Below are 14856 nucleotides of genomic sequence, written 5' to 3'. Positions count from 1 at the left end.
GGCGACGTCCGGCCGCTGCTTCTCGAACTGGTTCGGCCGGTCGCCGAGCACGGCGACGAACTCCTTCATCGACGCCTCGACCAGGCCCGGGTGCGCGACCCAGCCGCCGTCGTAGCCGTCGGTCGCGTCGCGGCGCTTGTCGGCGATGATCCCGGCCATCGCCGCCTCGTTTCTCGCCGGGTCGTTCTTGATCGGGATCAGCGCGCTCATGCCGCCGATCGCCGGCGCGCCGCGCTTGTGGCAGGTCTGCAGCAGGAGCAGCGCGTAGGCGCGCATGAAGGGCGCCGTCATCGTCACCTTGGCGCGGTCGGCGAGGCAGAAGTCGCGGTCGAGCTTGAACTTCTTGATGCAGCTGAAGATGTAGTCCCAGCGGCCGGCGTTGAGGCCGGCGCTGTGCTCACGCAGCTCGTAGAGGATCTCGTCCATCTCGAACGCGGCGAGGATGGTCTCGACGAGGACCGTCGCCTTGATCGTGCCCTGCGGGATCCCCAGCTCCGTCTGCGTCATCACGAAGATGTCGTTCCAGAGCCGCGCCTCCTGGTGGCTCTCGAGCTTGGGCAGGTAGAAGTAGGGCCCGAAGCCGCGCGCCAGGGTTTCCTTGGCGTTGTGGAACATGAAGAGGGCGAAGTCGAAGATGCCACCGTTGACGCGCTGGCCGTCGACGAGCACGTGCTTCTCGTCGAGGTGCCAGCCGCGCGGCCGCACCTGCAGCGTCGCGATCTTGTCGTTGAGCTTGTACGACTTCGTCCCGGCGGGCGACGCCTGCGAGAACGAGAGCTCGCGCCGGATCGCACGGCCGATGTTGATCTGGCCCTGGATCTGGTTCGTCCACAGCGGCGAGTTGCTGTCCTCGAAGTCCGTCATGTACGAGTCGGCGCCCGAGTTGAAGGCGTTGATGACCATCTTCGCGTCGACCGGGCCGGTGATCTCGACACGACGGCATTGCAGCGCCGGCGGAACGGGTGCGATCTTCCAGTCGCCGGCGCGGATGGCCGCCGTCTCGGCCAGGAAGTCGGGCCGCTCGCCGGCGTCGAGGCGCCGGGCGCGTTCGGCGCGGACGGCGAGCAGCGCCTGGCGGCGCGGTTCGAAGGCGCGGTGCAGGCGGGCCACGAGTTCGAGCGCGGGCGCGCTCAGGATCTGCTCGAAGCCGGGCAGGATCGGTGCGTTGATCTGCAGGCCGGCGGGAAGAACGGGAGTCATGGTCGGGGTCCTCAGGAAGAAAAGAAAGCGAGCACGTCGTTGAGCCGGGTCCCCACCCGCGTGGGTTCGGTCCCGAGCTCCTCGATCGGCAGGCCGAAGCGGTTGATCCACAGCGTCGTGTAGCCGAACCAGGTCGCGCCGATCGCGTCCCAGCAGTTGCTCGACACGAACAGGATGTCGGCGGCGGCGAGGCCGAGCGCCGACGTGCCGAGCGCGTAGGTCGCCGGGTCGGTCTTGAAGCGGCCGGTGCTCTCGACGCTGAGCACCGGATCGAGCCAGCGCTCGAAACCGGCGTGGCGGACGACGGCCGCCAGCATGTCCGGGTCGCCGTTGCTGAGCACGCCGGTGCGGATGCCCAGGCCCTGCAGCGTCGCCAGGACCTCGCCGTTCTCGGCGAAGGGCGCGAGCTGCCCGTAGCCGCTCATCAGCGTGCTTTCGCTCGCGGCATCGAGCGGCAGCTCGAGCCGCCGCGCGGCATAGCGCAGGCCGGCCCGCGTGCAGTCGGCGAAGCTGCGTGGCCGGCCGCTCATGGAGCAGAGGCGGGTGTACTCGATCTGCTTGTCCCGCCAGAGGGTGGCGAGGCGCTCGCCGGCGCCGGGGAAGCGGCGCTCCGCGGCGACGCCGATGCTGTAGACGTCGAACAGCGTGCCGTAGGCGTCGAAGAGCACGGCGCGAGGGACGGGGCGGACCGGGGGTGCGGACATCCCGCTAATCTATTCGATCGGTCCGCGGCCCCTTGCCGCCGAGGGCGTCCGCACCCGTCGTCAGCGGCGACGGCGGGCCCGCAAGGCAGCGTAGATGGGGTTGCGCGCCAGCGCCGAGCGGATGAGCCGCTTCAGGGCGAGGCGGTGGCGCGCCCGGTTGATGCGCCGGACCTGGGCCCAGCCCGCCGGCTCGCCGGTCGACTTTGGCGACCCGTCTGAGGGCGCAGCGACGGACGCGACCGCTGCAGGACGCGCCAGCGCACGCAGGGACGGCGGGTGGCCGAGCGGCCGATGCGCCTCGATGCTCGCCACCTCGAAGCCGGCGGCGACGAGCGTGGCGCGCAGGGTCTTCCCGCCGAAGTGGAAGATGTGGGCGATGTGCAGGTCTTTCAGGCTCGCGTACTCGGCCACGTCGGGAACGTCGACGTAGAGGTGGCCGCCCGCGCCGAGGAAGCCGCGCAGGCGGGCCAGCGTCGCGACCGGGTCGGCGACGTGCTCGAGCACGTGGATCATCGTCACCAGGCCGATCGTGCCGCGCCACGCCTCGGGCAGATCGCCTTCGCCGGCCACGACCTCGGCCCCGTGCTCTGCCGCCGTGTAGGCGCGAAAGGCGTCGTTCGGCTCCACGCCGCGCAGCGCCCCCGGGAAGCCGCCCCGGCGCAGCGCCGCGAAGAGCGTCCCTTCGCTGCAGCCGACGTCGAGGACTCCGGCCGCGCCGCCGAGGACGCCGGCGTCCCGCAGCCACGCGACCGTGGCATCGAGCCGCGCGTCCTTGTTCATCCGCCGGACGTAGTCGGCGCTCGGCTCGACCACGCCCTGGTAGTAGGCGCGATAGCTCTGCCGGTAGAAGTCGGCGAAGCCGCCGATGGTGAGGCGCGGCTGCGTCTGCACGAGACCGCAGCCGCGGCAGCCGACGGTGGCCAGGCCCATGCCGTAGCGGTCGATCGTCGCGAGCCGCTCGAAGGAAGACTGCCCGCAGAGCGGGCAGGGCACCGATTCCTTGGCGGCCGCGGCGTAGTCGAACGCGCGCGCCGCCGGGACCGCTTCTGCCACTACGCCGACAGGCAGCTCTTCATGAAGGCCTTGCGCTCGTCGCCCTTCTTGTCCTTGGCGTCGACGTTGCACTGCTTCATCTTGCCTTGCTGCGCGGTCACCTTCGGCGCCGACAGGCAGCTCTTCATGAAGGCCTTGCGCTCGTCGCCCTTCTTGTCGGCGGCCTCGGCGTTGCAGGTGGTCATCTTGCTCTGCTGAGCCGTCTTCGGCGCGCTGGCGGCGGCCTTGGCCATGCCCGGGGCTTCCTTGTGGGCGTTGGCGAGGGCGGCCGCCGGGATGGCCAGTGCCAGGGCGGCGGTCAGGGAAAGGATGGTATGGCGCACGGTCGTCTCCGGAGGTTGTGGACGGGAGCGGTTTCGTCCCGAAGCCGCCTGCCGGGATTGGAGCATGGCGCCGGCGCGGCCGGCAACAACGCTCAGAAAATCCGGCGCGGGTGGGCGAGCGCTTCGTGCGCCGTGTGCAGGCGACGCACGAGCACCTTGATGAACGAATCGTGGAACAGGTGGCGCGTGTTCGGGCTCACCTGCATCAGCGTCTCGGGCGTGAACGAGATCGTCGTCGCCGGCTCGGTGACGATGACGTCGGTGCTGTGCCGCTTCAGCTCGGCGCTGGGCGCGAGATAGGCCATTTCGCCGACGGACGTTCCGGAGCCGAGCTGCGCCACCTTCTTGCCGTCGCGGAACACCTCGACGGCGCCCTGCGCGATGATGTGGAAGCTGTTGCCTTCCTCGCCCTTGCGGTAGAGCGCGTGGCCGAAATGGAAGCGTTGCCAGCGCGCGCGGTGCACTACCTCCCACAGCTCGACGTCGCCGAAGTTGGAGAAGAACTCCAGCGTGCGCAGCAAGGTGAAGCGCTCCGAGTCGAGCACGCCCTGGAACTGGCCGCGCGGCACCTGCTGCGTCGTGACCAGCTCGGAAATGGCGGCGGCGAACTCGCTCCAGTCGCTGTAGCGGTCGCCCGGCGCCTTGGCCAGGGCCCGCTGCACGACGGCGTCGAGCCCCGCCGTGACGCCGGCGCGGATGCCGACCAGAGGCGCCGGCTTGACGTTGTAGATCTGATGCATCATGGCCGACTGCACCTGCGCATCGAAGAGCGGCCGACCGGCGATGAGGTGGTAGAGCACGGCGCCGAGCGAGTAGATATCGGCCCGGCAGTCGAGGGTGCCGCCGTCGAGCTGCTCCGGAGACATGTAGGCGAGCGATCCGACCCGGTGGATCTGGGTCACGTCCGAATCGAGGTTCAGGACGCTGCCGAAGTCGGTGATCTTGACGTCGGTGATGGTGCCGTTGGTAAGGACGGCGAGCAGGTTGGCCGGCTTGACGTCGCGGTGGATCAGGCCCTGCCGGTAGACGTAGCCGAGCGCCATCGCGCACTTGAAGCCGATCTCGACGATGAGCTCGAGCGACAGCAGCTGGTCGGCCCGGCAGTACGGCCGCAGGGTGCTGCCGGCGACGTACTCCATGACCAGGTAGGGCGCGACAGGATCCGGCACCGCGTCGAAGATCTGGACCACGTTCGGGTGGTGCAGCCGGCCGACGAGCGCCGCCTCGGCGGCGAAGAAGCGCTCCGAGTAGCGCCCGTCCATGGTGTCGTTGGCCATCGGCGCGCGGACGCGCTTGATGGCGACGTGGCGGCCCTGGAAATCGTCGAAGGCGAGGAAGACTTCGCTGGTGGCGCCGTCGCCGAGGCGGCCGAGGACGCGGTACTTGCCGATCATCACCGGCACCGACGGCGCGTCGGCCAGGGCGACGGCAGGGGCGGAGGCGGTGAGCGCGGCGGACATGGATGCGAAAAGTGCCACGCGATTCTTGCATCCGTGTCGGATACAAAGTGTGACCAAGTCCACCCGGGTCTTCTCTTTTCATGCTCTCCGCCACGCCGCGCGCGTCGGGGCCTGCGCGGGGCGACCCGTAGAATTCCGCGATGACATCGGCCCGTGAAGAATTGCTCGACGCGCTGCGCGCCGCAATCGCCGAAGTGAGCCCGGGCCATGGCTTAGACGCCGCTTTCGAGACGCCGCGCCAGGCTTCGCACGGCGACCTCGCCGTCACCGCGGCGATGCCGCTCGCCAAGGCGCAGCGGCGCAATCCGCGCGAGGTCGCGGCCGAGCTGATCGCCGCGCTGCGCACGAAGACGCCGGTCGAGCGCTGGGTCGAGAAGGTCGAGATCGCCGGCCCGGGGTTCATCAACCTGCACCTGCGCGCCGCGGCCCGGCAGCGCGTCGTGGCCCAGGTGCTGGCCGACGGCGGCGCCTACGGGGTGCGTGGCGGCGCCGCCGAACCGGTGCTCGTCGAATTCGTCTCCGCCAACCCGACCGGGCCGCTCCACGTCGGCCACGCGCGCCAGGCCGCGCTCGGCGACGCCATCTGCAACCTGCTCGAGACGCAGGGCCGCCGCGTCACGCGCGAGTTCTATTACAACGACGCCGGGGTGCAGATCGCGACCCTGGCCGCGTCGGTGAAGGCGCGCCTCGACGGGCTGGCGCCCGGCGATCCCGGCTGGCCGGAGAGCGCCTACAACGGCGACTACATCGCCGACATCGCCGCCGACTTCCGCGCCGGCAAGACGGTGCGCGCCGACGATCGCTCGTTCACCGCCTCCGGCGCGGTCGACGATCTCGACGCCATCCGCCAGTTCGCCGTCGCCTATCTGCGCCACGAGCAGGACCTCGACCTCGCCGCCTTCGGCGTCCGCTTCGACAACCACTATCTCGAATCCAGCCTCTACGCCGACGGCCGCGTCGAGCGGACGGTCGAGCGCCTGGTCGCCTCCGGCAAGACCTACGAGTCGGGCGGCGCCCTCTGGCTGCGCACCACCGACTACGGCGACGACAAGGACCGCGTGATGCGCAAGTCCGACGGCAGCTTCACGTACTTCGTGCCGGACGTCGCCTATCACCTGGCCAAGGTCGAGCGCGGCTTCAGGCGGGCCATCAACATCCAGGGCACCGACCACCACGGCACGATCGCCCGCGTGCGCGCCGGACTGCAGGCCGCCGACCCGCAGATCCCGCCGACGTACCCGGCGTACGTGCTGAACACGATGGTGCGGGTCGAGCGCGGCGGCGTCGAGGTCAAGCTCAGCAAGCGCGCCGGCAGCTACGTGACCTTGCGCGACCTGATCGAGTGGACCAGCCGCGACGCCGTCCGCTTCTTCATGCTCAGCCGCAAGGCCGACACCGAGTTCACCTTCGACGTCGACCTCGCGCTCAAGCAGAACGACGAGAACCCGGTCTTCTACGTGCAGTACGCGCACGCCCGCATCTGCTCGGTCCTCGAACAGGCCGCGGCGCGCGACGGCGGCGCCGGTGCCGCTGCGCCCGCCGAGGCGGATCTCGCGCTCCTCGTCGCGCCCACCGAGGTGGCACTGCTGAGAAAGCTCGCCGACTACCCGGACGTGCTGGCCACCGCGGCGCTCGGGCTGGCGCCGCACGAGATCGCCTTCTACCTGCGCGACCTCGCCGCCGGCTTTCACAGCTACTACGGCGCGGAGCGGTTCCTCGTCGACGACCGGGCGTTGGCGCGGGCCCGGCTCGCGCTCCTGGCGGCGACCCGCCAGGTCATTCGCAACGCGCTCGGGGTCCTCGGCGTCAGCGCCCCGGAACGCATGGACAGGGAAGTGGAGACGGCAGATTCATGAAGCAGCATTCCTCGAGGCGGACCCAGCGCGGCGGCTTCATCATCGGCCTCGTCGTCGGCCTGCTGATCGGCCTGGCCCTGGCGCTCGGCGTGGCGCTCTACGTCACCAAGGCCCCGAATCCATTCGTCAACAAGGTGCCGGGCCGGTCGGCCGGGCAGGACGCGGCCGAGATCGAGCGCAACCGCAACTGGGACCCGAACAGCGCCCTGGCCGGGCGCAACCCGGCGCCCGCCGCCAGTGCTCCAACGGCTTCCGCGGCGCCGGCGCTGCCCGACCCGGCCCGGCCGCCGATCGCGGCACCGGCGCTCCCGCAGACGGCACCGTCGACGGCGGCGTCGGCGAGCGCGCCGCGGCTGGCGCGGGCGGGCGCCGCCAGTGCTGCCAGTGCCGCTGTGGCCACCACGCCGGCAGCGAGAGCGTCGCAGGCCGTGTCCGCCGCCGGGACGAGCCCGTTCACCTACTTCGTGCAGGCCGGCGCCTTCACCCGCAGCGAGGACGCCGAGCAGCAGCGGGCCAAGCTGGCGATGCTGGGCGTCGAGAGCCGCCTTACCGAGCGCGAGCAGGCCGGGCGAACGGTGTACCGGGTCCGCGTCGGCCCGTTCGAGCGGCGCGAGGACGCCGAGAGCACCAAGGGCAAGCTCGGCGACTCGGGCGTGGAAGCGACCCTGGTCGCGGTGCAGCGGTGACGCCATGATGCCCTTGACCCGACGCGATTTCTCCGCCGGCCTGGCCGGCGCCGGGCTGGCGGGTGCGCTGGCCTCGCCACGCGCCGCGGCCCAGCCGGCCCCGGTCCAGGACGTCCACTACGTGCGCCTGGCCCAGCCGGTGCCGGTCACGCCAGGCCGGATCGAGGTCGTCGAGTTCTTCTGGTACGAGTGCCCGCACTGCAACGCCTTCGAGCCGGCTCTGGAGGCCTGGGCCGGGCGCCAGCCGGAGGACATCGCCTTCAGGCGCGTGCCGGTCTGGTTCCGCGAGGAGCCGTTCACGGCCCAGCAGCGGCTGTTCTATGCACTCGAGAGCCTCGGCCTGCTGCCGACGCTGCACCGGCGCATCTATCACGCCATCCACGCCGAGCGCACGCGCCTGCGCAGCACCGAGGACATGCTGGCCTTCGTGACGCGCAACGGCGTCGATGGCGACAAGTTCATGGCCGCGTTCAATTCCTTCGCCGTGCAGGCGAAGGGGCTGCAGGCGCGGCAGACGGCGGCGGCCTACAAGATCGATGCCGTCCCGGCCATGGGCGTGCACGGCCGCTTCTATACCAACGGCACCCTGGCCAACGCCGGCGGCAGCGGCAAGGGCGGCTCGAACGAACGCATGCTGGCCGTGGTCGACGCCCTGATCGCTCGGGTCCGCAAGGACGCGAAGAGCTGACGCACGGGCCCGGTCCACCCCGGTCCGCAGCCGGGTGCGTCAACCTCGGAGCGGGCAAGCGTGAGATTGGAGCGGTTCCCGGGGGGCTCTCGGCGCGCCGTGGCATAGAATGCAATGCAAGATTCATGCCGTGATGCGGAACGCTTCGCGCCCCCTCCCCTCCGACGCTGCCGAACCTTGCCACACTCCACCTTCCCACCCCTGCAGCGCCTCCTGGCCGGTCTGGCGCTGGCCCCGCTCCTGGCCCTCGGCACCGGAGCCAACGCCGAGAAGGCGGACCGCTTCAAGCCGCTCAACGTCGAAGCCGACCTGCCGGGCCGGATCGACCTGCTGAACCAGTTCGTCGTCTTCAGCGGCAACGTGGTCGTGACCAAGGGAACGATGACGATCCGGGCCTCGCGCATCGAGGTGCGCGAGCTGCCCGACGGCTACCACACGGCCGTCGCCTTCGGGACGCCGCAGCAGCACGCGACCTTCCGGCAGAAGCGCGACGTGCCTGACGAGTACATCGCCGGCGACGCCGAGCGGCTGGAGTACGACGGCAAGTCCGACGTCATCCGCTTCGTCAACAACGCCTCCGTGCGGCGCCTGCGCGGCGCCGAGGTCGCCGACGAGATCGCGGGCAACCTCGTCACCTACGACAGCACGACCGAGGTCTTCAACGTCAGCGGCGGCGCACCCGCGACGGCCGCCAACCCGAGCGGGCGCGTGCGCGCGACGCTGACGCCGCGCGAAGGCAGTGCCGCCGCCACCGAGGCGGCGCGCGCGGCGAGTGCTGGTGCGGCCTCGGCCCCCGCGCTGCGGACGGCGCCAGCGCTCGGAGCCCGGCCGTGACCGTCGAGACGCAGGCCGAGCCGGTCCGGCACCGGCTCGAAGCCCACAATCTGCGCAAGGCCTACGGCTCGCGAACGGTCGTCGACGGCGTCCGCCTGGCGGTCCGCAGCGGCGAGGTCGTCGGCCTGCTTGGCCCGAACGGCGCCGGCAAGACGACCAGCTTCTACATGATCGTCGGCCTGGTCCGCCCCGACGGCGGCCAGATCACGATCGAGGGTCGGCGCGTCGAGCGGCTGCCGATCCACCGCCGCTCGCGCCTCGGCCTGTCCTACCTGCCGCAGGAGCCGTCGATCTTCCGCAAGCTCAACGTCGAGGAGAACATCCGCGCCATCCTCGAGCTGCAGGTCGACGCCCAGGGCAAGGCGCTGAAGAAGCCGGTCATCGACGCGACCCTCGAGGGCCTGCTGCGCGACCTGTCGATCGAGAAGCTGCGCGCCTCGCCGGCCCCGGCGCTCTCGGGCGGCGAGCGGCGCCGGGTCGAGATCGCCCGCGCCCTGGCGACGCAGCCGCGCTTCATCCTGCTCGACGAGCCCTTCGCCGGCATCGACCCGATCGCGGTGATCGAGATCCAGCGGATCATCGGCTTCCTGCGCGGCCGCGGCAGCGGCGTGCTGATCACGGACCACAACGTGCGGGAGACGCTAGGCATCTGCGACCGCGCCTACATCATCAGCGAAGGCCGGGTCCTGGCCGAGGGAACCCCTGCGGAGATCGTCGCCAATGCCGACGTCCGCAAGGTCTACCTCGGCGAGCACTTCAGAATGTGATGCCCCCACGCTCGCATCAGTCGCTGCGCTCCTTCCGTTCGCTGCCCCCCGAGGGGGCGCGGCCGGGCTTGGGAGCGGCCCGGCGCCCGGCCGGTCACGCCCCCGCAGTCTCCTGGCCAACGCCATGAAGCAGACGTTGCAGGTCCGGCTCTCGCAGCATCTGGCGCTCACGCCGCAGCTGCAGCAGTCGATCCGCCTTCTGCAGCTGTCGACGGTCGAGCTGCAGCAGGAAGTCGAGCAGATGCTCGAGCAGAACCCCTTCCTCGAGACCGAGGAGGAGCCGGCGCCGGCCTTCGAGCCGCTGACCGAACGTCTGTCGACGGCCGAGCATGCCGGCGAGCGCGAGTCGGAGCGGGCGGGCGACACCGTCTCGGGCGTCGACGGGGGCGAGGAGCTCGGGCCGATCGACGGGGCGGCCGAGTTTGGCGCCACCGAGCGCGAGGACTGGGAGAACGGCACCGAGCGCGAGGACTTCGACGGCATCCGCGAGATGCCGGGGAAGGCGCGCACGCAGAACGACGGCGAAGGCCTCGACGACCAGGACCGAGACACGCCGCCGCAGAGCCTGCAGGACCACCTGCGCAGCCAGCTCACCGGCATGCGCCTGTCGCCGGCCGACACCGCCGCCGTCCTCGTCCTGATCGACTCGCTCGACGACGAGGGCTACCTCAGCGACTCGCTCGAGGACATCGCCGACCGCCTGCGCGAAGGCGGCCTGGAGTTCGACGCCCAGCCCGCCGCGAGCTGCGACGACGGCGACACCAGCGATCCGCTCCTGGCCCAGCTGCGCTGCGCGCTGCGCTACGTGCAGAGCATGGAGCCGACCGGCGTCGGCGCCCGCGACCTGGCCGAGTGCCTGACCCTGCAGCTGCGCACGCGCGAGCGGAGCGAGACGCAGGCGGTCGCCATCATCATCTGCAAGAACCACCTGCCGCTGCTCGCCCGGCGCGACCTGAAGAAGCTGATGGCGGTGACCGGCGCCGACGAGCAGATGCTGCGCGACGCGCAGGCGCTCATCGTCTCGCTCGAGCCCAAGCCGGGCCGGCCGTTCGCGCGCGCCGAGGCCAACATCGTCGTCCCCGACGTCATCGTGCAGAAGGTCGGCCGCGGCTGGAAGGTGCATCTCAATCCCGACGTGATGCCGAAGCTGAAGATCAACGACCTCTACGCGAACGCCATCCGCCAGCACCGCGGCAGCGGCGGGCTGAACGGCGCCGGCGCGGGCCTGAACTCGCGCCTGCAGGAAGCGCGCTGGTTCGTGAAGAACATCCTGCAGCGCTTCGACACCATCCAGCGCGTGTCGCAGGCCATCGTCGAGCGTCAGAAGAGCTTCTTCACGCACGGCGCCATCGCGATGAAGCCGCTCGTCCTGCGCGAAATCGCCGACGAGCTCGGCCTGCACGAGTCGACGATCTCGCGCGTGACGACCGCCAAGTACATGTCGACGCCCTACGGCACCTTCGAGCTGAAGTACTTCTTCGGCTCCTCGCTCGGCACGGATTCCGGCGGCAATGCCTCGAGCACCGCCGTGCGGGCACTCATCCGCCAGATCGTCGATGCCGAGGACCCGCTGAAGCCGCTCTCCGACAGCCAGATCTCGCAGATGCTCGACGAGCAGGGCATCCACGTCGCGCGGCGCACCGTGGCCAAGTACCGCGAGGCGCTCAAGATCGCGCCGACGCAGATGCGCAAGGCGATGTAGGCGCGACAGCGCGCACCTGCGTACGTCATGCCGCTGCCGCTGTTCCTGCCCTGCGCCGCCGGCGTCGAGTCCCTGCTCGAGGCCGAGGTGCGGCGCCTGCTTCCCGCCGCGGCCGTTCAGTCGCGGCGCGGCGGCGTGGCGCTGGCCGGAGATCCGCACGAGGTGATGGTGCTCAACCTCGAGAGCCGCCTGGCCCAGCGCGTGCTCGTCGAGGTGGCCGAAGGGCCGTACCGCGACGAGGCCGACCTCTACGCGCTGGCCCGGGGCGTCGACTGGTCCGACTGGATCACGCCGCGGCAGACGATCCGCGTCGACACGACGGCGCACCGCAGCCCGCTCCGCAGCCTCAACTTCGCGGCCCTGCGCATCAAGGACGGCCTGTGCGATCGGATGCGCGACGCGCATGGCGAGCGGCCCAGCGTCGACACCTCCCGGCCCGACCTGCCCGTCGTGCTGCACGTCGACGCCGAGCGCGCCGCGCTCTACGTCGACAGCTCCGGCGAGTCGCTGTTCAAGCGCGGCTGGCGTGCCGACACCGGCGACGCCCCGCTCAAGGAGACGCTGGCCGCGGCCATGCTCGCCGCCGCCGGCTGGCAGGGCCGCGCCGACGCCGGCGGCGCGCTGCACGACCCGTGCTGCGGCTCGGGGACGATCGCCATCGAGGCGGCGCAGATCGCCTCGGGCATGGCCGCCGGCGCCCTGCGTCGCTTCGCCTTCGAACGCCTGCTGCCTTTCGCCGGCGCGGAGCGCCGCGCCGAGTGGGAAGCCCTGAAGGCAGCGGCGCGCGAGCGGGTGCAAGCGCCGCAGGTGCCGATCTTTGCCAGCGACATCTCCTTTCGCATGGTCGACTTCGCGCGCCGCAACGCCGAGCGCGCCGGCGTCGCCGCGGCGATCACGTTCAACGGCGGCGACGCGCTCGAGCGCCCGGCGCCGGCGCTTCCTGCCGGGCTGCCGGGCACCCTGCTCGTCAATCCTCCCTACGGCGAGCGGATCGAGGTGGGCGGCAAGGCGGCGGTGCGCGGGCCCACCGAACCGCACGACGAGAACCGGCGCGCACCGGGCGACTTCTTCAGCCGCCTGGCCGCGCACTGGAAGAAGGCCTACACCGCGCACCCGGCCGGCTGGACCGCCTGGATCCTAAGCCCCGAGGTGCGCCTGCCGAGCGCGATGCGGCTGAAGGAGTCGCGCCGGATGCCGATGTGGAACGGGCCGATCGAGTGCCGTCTGTTCCGCTTCGATCTCGTCGCCGGCTCGGCGCGCGCGGCCGGCCGCGCCCGCATCGAGCGCGGCGCAGACGAGCCCAGCGCGGACGAACGCAGCTCAGGGTAGGGCCGGCGGCGCGCCGGCCGCGGCGGCGCGGCGCCGGTTCACGACGTACCAGGCGAGCGCCGCGCCCATCAGCAGCACCGGCACGAGCGAGCCGAGGTTGAGCCAGGTCCAGCCCTGCGTCGTCACCAGCGCGCCCGAGCTGAAGGAGGTGAGCGACATCGTCGCGAAGATGACCGTGTCCATCGCCGCCTGCGCCAGCGTCTTCTCCTCGGGGCGGTACGAGGTCGTGACCAGCGAGGTGCCGCCGATGAAGAGGAAGTTCCAGCCGACGCCGAGGGTGAACAGGGCGACGAGGAAGTGCTCGAGGTCCATGCCGTTCAGCGCCACGACGATGCAGACGAGGTTCAGGCCGAGCCCGACCGCCATCACCGGGATGGCGCCGAAGCGGCGGATCAGGTTGCCGGTGAAGAAGCTCGGCACGAACATGCCGAGCACGTGCCACTCGAGAACGAGCGCCGTGTTCGCGAACGGATGAGCGTGCATGGCCATCGCGATCGGCGTCGCTGCCATCAGCAGGTTCATGACGCCATAGCCGAAGGCGCAGGCGACGACGGCGACGATGAACACCGGCTGGGCCGTGATCTCGCGCAGCGGCCGCCCGGGCGCGGCAACGGTCGGCACCGGCAGCGGCGGGAAGCGGATGAACGACATCGTCGCCAGCGAGCACAGGGCCAGCCCGGCCAGCGCCGCGTAGGCGCCGGCGAACTCGACCGGCAGCCAGTTGCGCGAGACCTGCGCCAGGTTCGGCCCGGCGACGGCGCCGATGATGCCGCCGGCCAGGACCCACGAGATCGCCCGCTCCTTGAAGTCCGGCGCCACGATCTCGGTGGCGGCGAAGCGGTACAGCCCGCCGTTGGCGTTGTAGTAGCCAGCCAGCAGGGTGGCGCCGACGAGGACCCAGAACTCGCGGTTCACCGCGGCCCAGGCGCACAGGGCCGTCGACGCGATCGCCATGCACAGGCCGAACTGGAACGCGCGCTGGCGGCCCCAGGCGCGCTGGTGCCGGCCGACGAGGCCGGCGAAGAGGGCGGCGCCGGCGACATAGGCCGTGATCGGCAGCGTCGCCATCCAGGCCTCGGGCGCCAGCGCCAGGCCGACCAGCCCGTTGATGGCGATGAAGGTGACGTTGTTGGTGAGGAAGAAGCCCTGGCACAGCGCGAGCAGGACGAGGGCGCGGTTCATCCGGGCACTTTCACGGCGTGCAGGCCGAGCCAGGCGAGCAGGGCCAGCGGTGCGGTGTCGGCGCGCAGGATGCGCGGGCCGAGGCCGACGCGGACGAAGCCGAGCTCCACGGCGGCGCTCTCCTCGGCCGCGGTCAGACCGCCTTCCGGCCCGCTGAGGACGCGCACCGCCGGCGTTGCATCGGGCGCGGCGCCGGGCGCCGCTGCGGCGAGCACGGCACCTGGCGCGCGGGCCGAGGCAGCGAAGCTGAGGACGACGTCGATGCCGCCTCCGCCGCCCGCCGGACCCGACGCGCGCAGCTCGGCGAGCCAGTCGGCCAGCGGCCGGATCGGCAGCACGGTGGTGACGCGAACCCGCCCGCACTGCTCGCTCGCCGCTGCCGCCACGGCGTTCCAGTGCCGCTGCTTCGCCTCGGCTCGGGCCTCGGCGATGCGCAGCACCGACCGTTCGCAGACGAGCGGCTGGACCGCCGTCGCGCCGAGCTCGCCGGCCTTCTCGATCAGGCCGTCCATGCGGTCGTTGGCCGGGACTCCCACGGCCAGGGTCACGGCCACCGCCAGCTCCCGATCGACCGCGACCCCGTCGCCGACCTGCACCTCGACACCCTGGCGCGACATGCGCACGATGCGGGCCGGCCATTCCAAGGAGTCCGCGCCGTTGAACAGCGTCACCGCGTCGCCCGGCTGGGCCCGCAGCACCTGAATGTGACGCGCCGGGCCGGGCGCGAGGGCGAGGTTGCCTCCAGCCGCCAGCGGCGCATCGACGAAGATGCGCAGCGTCGGCTTCGCCGCGGGCAGGGCGGCTCTCATGGGCTGCCGCGGGGCGCTGCGGCGGTCAGCTGCCGAACAGGAACTTGCGCGCTTCGGCGGCGGCAGCGAGGCCCTTGCGGTCGCTGATCTGCTTCAGCGTCCGCCGGGCGACGTCGCGGAGGTCGTCGACGGTGATCGCTTCCTCGAGGACCATCGACATGCCGATGCCGCGCATGCCGAGCTCCTTGGAGATGAGCTTGCCGAGGGCGCCGCGCAGGGTCGCGAAGTCGATCGTGGCGGCATCGATGTCGATGTCGACGGGT

General features: G+C 71.4%; 15 protein-coding genes. 7 read left to right on the top strand and 8 right to left on the bottom strand.

Going from position 1 to position 14856, the window contains the following annotated elements:
• From AC30N0_RS00545 to AC30N0_RS00525, 5 genes are all read right to left on the bottom strand, one after another.
• The coding region (locus AC30N0_RS00545; protein ID WP_489515994.1) for a malate synthase at positions 1-1200 on the bottom strand (1200 nt) is incomplete at its 3' end.
• An 11-nt stretch (positions 1201-1211) separates the two neighbouring features.
• On the bottom strand, positions 1212-1904 hold the full coding sequence (locus AC30N0_RS00540) for a haloacid dehalogenase type II (protein WP_489515993.1): 693 nt from the start codon (positions 1902-1904) through the stop codon (positions 1212-1214).
• 60 nt (positions 1905-1964) lie between these two features.
• Entirely contained in the window at positions 1965-2957 is a 993-nt protein-coding gene (locus AC30N0_RS00535) for a class I SAM-dependent methyltransferase (RefSeq protein ID WP_489515992.1), read from the bottom strand.
• Positions 2957-3190, bottom strand: a complete 234-nt coding sequence (locus tag AC30N0_RS00530; protein WP_489515995.1) for a PsiF family protein — start codon at positions 3188-3190, stop codon at positions 2957-2959. The genes AC30N0_RS00535 and AC30N0_RS00530 overlap by 1 nt, the downstream gene beginning before the upstream one ends.
• Before the next feature lie 182 nt (positions 3191-3372).
• Entirely contained in the window at positions 3373-4740 is a 1368-nt protein-coding gene (locus AC30N0_RS00525; protein ID WP_489515991.1) for a serine/threonine-protein kinase, read from the bottom strand.
• Between the two features lie 140 nt (positions 4741-4880).
• Here AC30N0_RS00525 and argS point away from each other — a divergent pair, with 140 nt between their 5' ends.
• The 7 genes from argS to AC30N0_RS00490 all read left to right on the top strand — a co-directional run bounded on the left by argS (position 4881) and on the right by AC30N0_RS00490 (position 12602).
• The gene (argS, locus tag AC30N0_RS00520) at positions 4881-6596 is read left to right on the top strand and encodes an arginine--tRNA ligase (RefSeq protein WP_489515990.1); all 1716 of its coding nucleotides are present in this window, start codon (positions 4881-4883) and stop codon (positions 6594-6596) included.
• Entirely contained in the window at positions 6593-7282 is a 690-nt protein-coding gene (locus AC30N0_RS00515) for an SPOR domain-containing protein (RefSeq protein ID WP_489515989.1), read from the top strand. Before argS ends, AC30N0_RS00515 begins: the two co-directional genes overlap by 4 nt.
• Before the next feature lie 4 nt (positions 7283-7286).
• Positions 7287-7970 (top strand): thiol:disulfide interchange protein DsbA/DsbL, encoded by a 684-nt coding sequence (locus AC30N0_RS00510; protein ID WP_489515988.1) that lies wholly within the window; start codon positions 7287-7289, stop codon positions 7968-7970.
• 177 nt (positions 7971-8147) lie between these two features.
• On the top strand, positions 8148-8804 hold the full coding sequence (gene lptA, locus AC30N0_RS00505) for a lipopolysaccharide transport periplasmic protein LptA (protein ID WP_489515987.1): 657 nt from the start codon (positions 8148-8150) through the stop codon (positions 8802-8804).
• Positions 8801-9571: an LPS export ABC transporter ATP-binding protein gene (gene lptB / locus AC30N0_RS00500; protein WP_489515986.1), complete on the top strand. Its 771-nt coding sequence runs from the start codon at positions 8801-8803 to the stop codon at positions 9569-9571. Before lptA ends, lptB begins: the two co-directional genes overlap by 4 nt.
• 124 nt (positions 9572-9695) lie before the next feature.
• The gene (locus tag AC30N0_RS00495; RefSeq protein WP_489515985.1) at positions 9696-11273 is read left to right on the top strand and encodes an RNA polymerase factor sigma-54; all 1578 of its coding nucleotides are present in this window, start codon (positions 9696-9698) and stop codon (positions 11271-11273) included.
• Between the two features lie 27 nt (positions 11274-11300).
• Entirely contained in the window at positions 11301-12602 is a 1302-nt protein-coding gene (locus AC30N0_RS00490; RefSeq protein ID WP_489515984.1) for a THUMP domain-containing class I SAM-dependent RNA methyltransferase, read from the top strand.
• Here the strand turns inward: AC30N0_RS00490 and AC30N0_RS00485 are convergent.
• From AC30N0_RS00485 to AC30N0_RS00475, 3 genes are all read right to left on the bottom strand, one after another.
• Positions 12594-13784 carry an MFS transporter gene (locus tag AC30N0_RS00485; RefSeq protein WP_489515983.1) on the bottom strand — a complete coding sequence of 397 codons (1191 nt, stop codon included), beginning with the start codon at positions 13782-13784 and terminating at the stop codon, positions 12594-12596. The genes AC30N0_RS00490 and AC30N0_RS00485 overlap by 9 nt on opposite strands.
• Positions 13781-14593 (bottom strand): 16S rRNA (uracil(1498)-N(3))-methyltransferase, encoded by an 813-nt coding sequence (locus AC30N0_RS00480; RefSeq protein ID WP_489515982.1) that lies wholly within the window; start codon positions 14591-14593, stop codon positions 13781-13783. The genes AC30N0_RS00485 and AC30N0_RS00480 overlap by 4 nt, the downstream gene beginning before the upstream one ends.
• A 25-nt stretch (positions 14594-14618) precedes the next feature.
• The coding region (locus tag AC30N0_RS00475) for a hypothetical protein (RefSeq protein ID WP_489515981.1) at positions 14619-14856 on the bottom strand (238 nt) is incomplete at its 5' end.

The sequence above is a fragment of the Rhizobacter sp. genome (assembly GCF_031412495.1).
Classification (GTDB): domain Bacteria; phylum Pseudomonadota; class Gammaproteobacteria; order Burkholderiales; family Burkholderiaceae_C; genus Schlegelella_A.
This window is presented reverse-complemented; position numbering and strand designations above follow the sequence as displayed.

What these genes read in the sequence shown, in the direction of transcription:
- AC30N0_RS00510 (WP_489515988.1), top strand. Translation starts at nt 7,287, where the DNA reads ATGATGCCCTTGACCCGACGCGATTTCTCCGCCGGCCTGGCCGGCGCC.
- AC30N0_RS00495 (WP_489515985.1), top strand. Translation starts at nt 9,696, where the DNA reads ATGAAGCAGACGTTGCAGGTCCGGCTCTCGCAGCATCTGGCGCTCACG.
- AC30N0_RS00525 (WP_489515991.1), bottom strand. Translation starts at nt 4,740, where the DNA reads ATGTCCGCCGCGCTCACCGCCTCCGCCCCTGCCGTCGCCCTGGCCGAC.
- AC30N0_RS00485 (WP_489515983.1), bottom strand. Translation starts at nt 13,784, where the DNA reads ATGAACCGCGCCCTCGTCCTGCTCGCGCTGTGCCAGGGCTTCTTCCTC.
- AC30N0_RS00515 (WP_489515989.1), top strand. Translation starts at nt 6,593, where the DNA reads ATGAAGCAGCATTCCTCGAGGCGGACCCAGCGCGGCGGCTTCATCATC.
- AC30N0_RS00530 (WP_489515995.1), bottom strand. Translation starts at nt 3,190, where the DNA reads ATGGCCAAGGCCGCCGCCAGCGCGCCGAAGACGGCTCAGCAGAGCAAG.
- AC30N0_RS00480 (WP_489515982.1), bottom strand. Translation starts at nt 14,593, where the DNA reads ATGAGAGCCGCCCTGCCCGCGGCGAAGCCGACGCTGCGCATCTTCGTC.
- AC30N0_RS00540 (WP_489515993.1), bottom strand. Translation starts at nt 1,904, where the DNA reads ATGTCCGCACCCCCGGTCCGCCCCGTCCCTCGCGCCGTGCTCTTCGAC.
- argS (WP_489515990.1), top strand. Translation starts at nt 4,881, where the DNA reads ATGACATCGGCCCGTGAAGAATTGCTCGACGCGCTGCGCGCCGCAATC.
- AC30N0_RS00490 (WP_489515984.1), top strand. Translation starts at nt 11,301, where the DNA reads ATGCCGCTGCCGCTGTTCCTGCCCTGCGCCGCCGGCGTCGAGTCCCTG.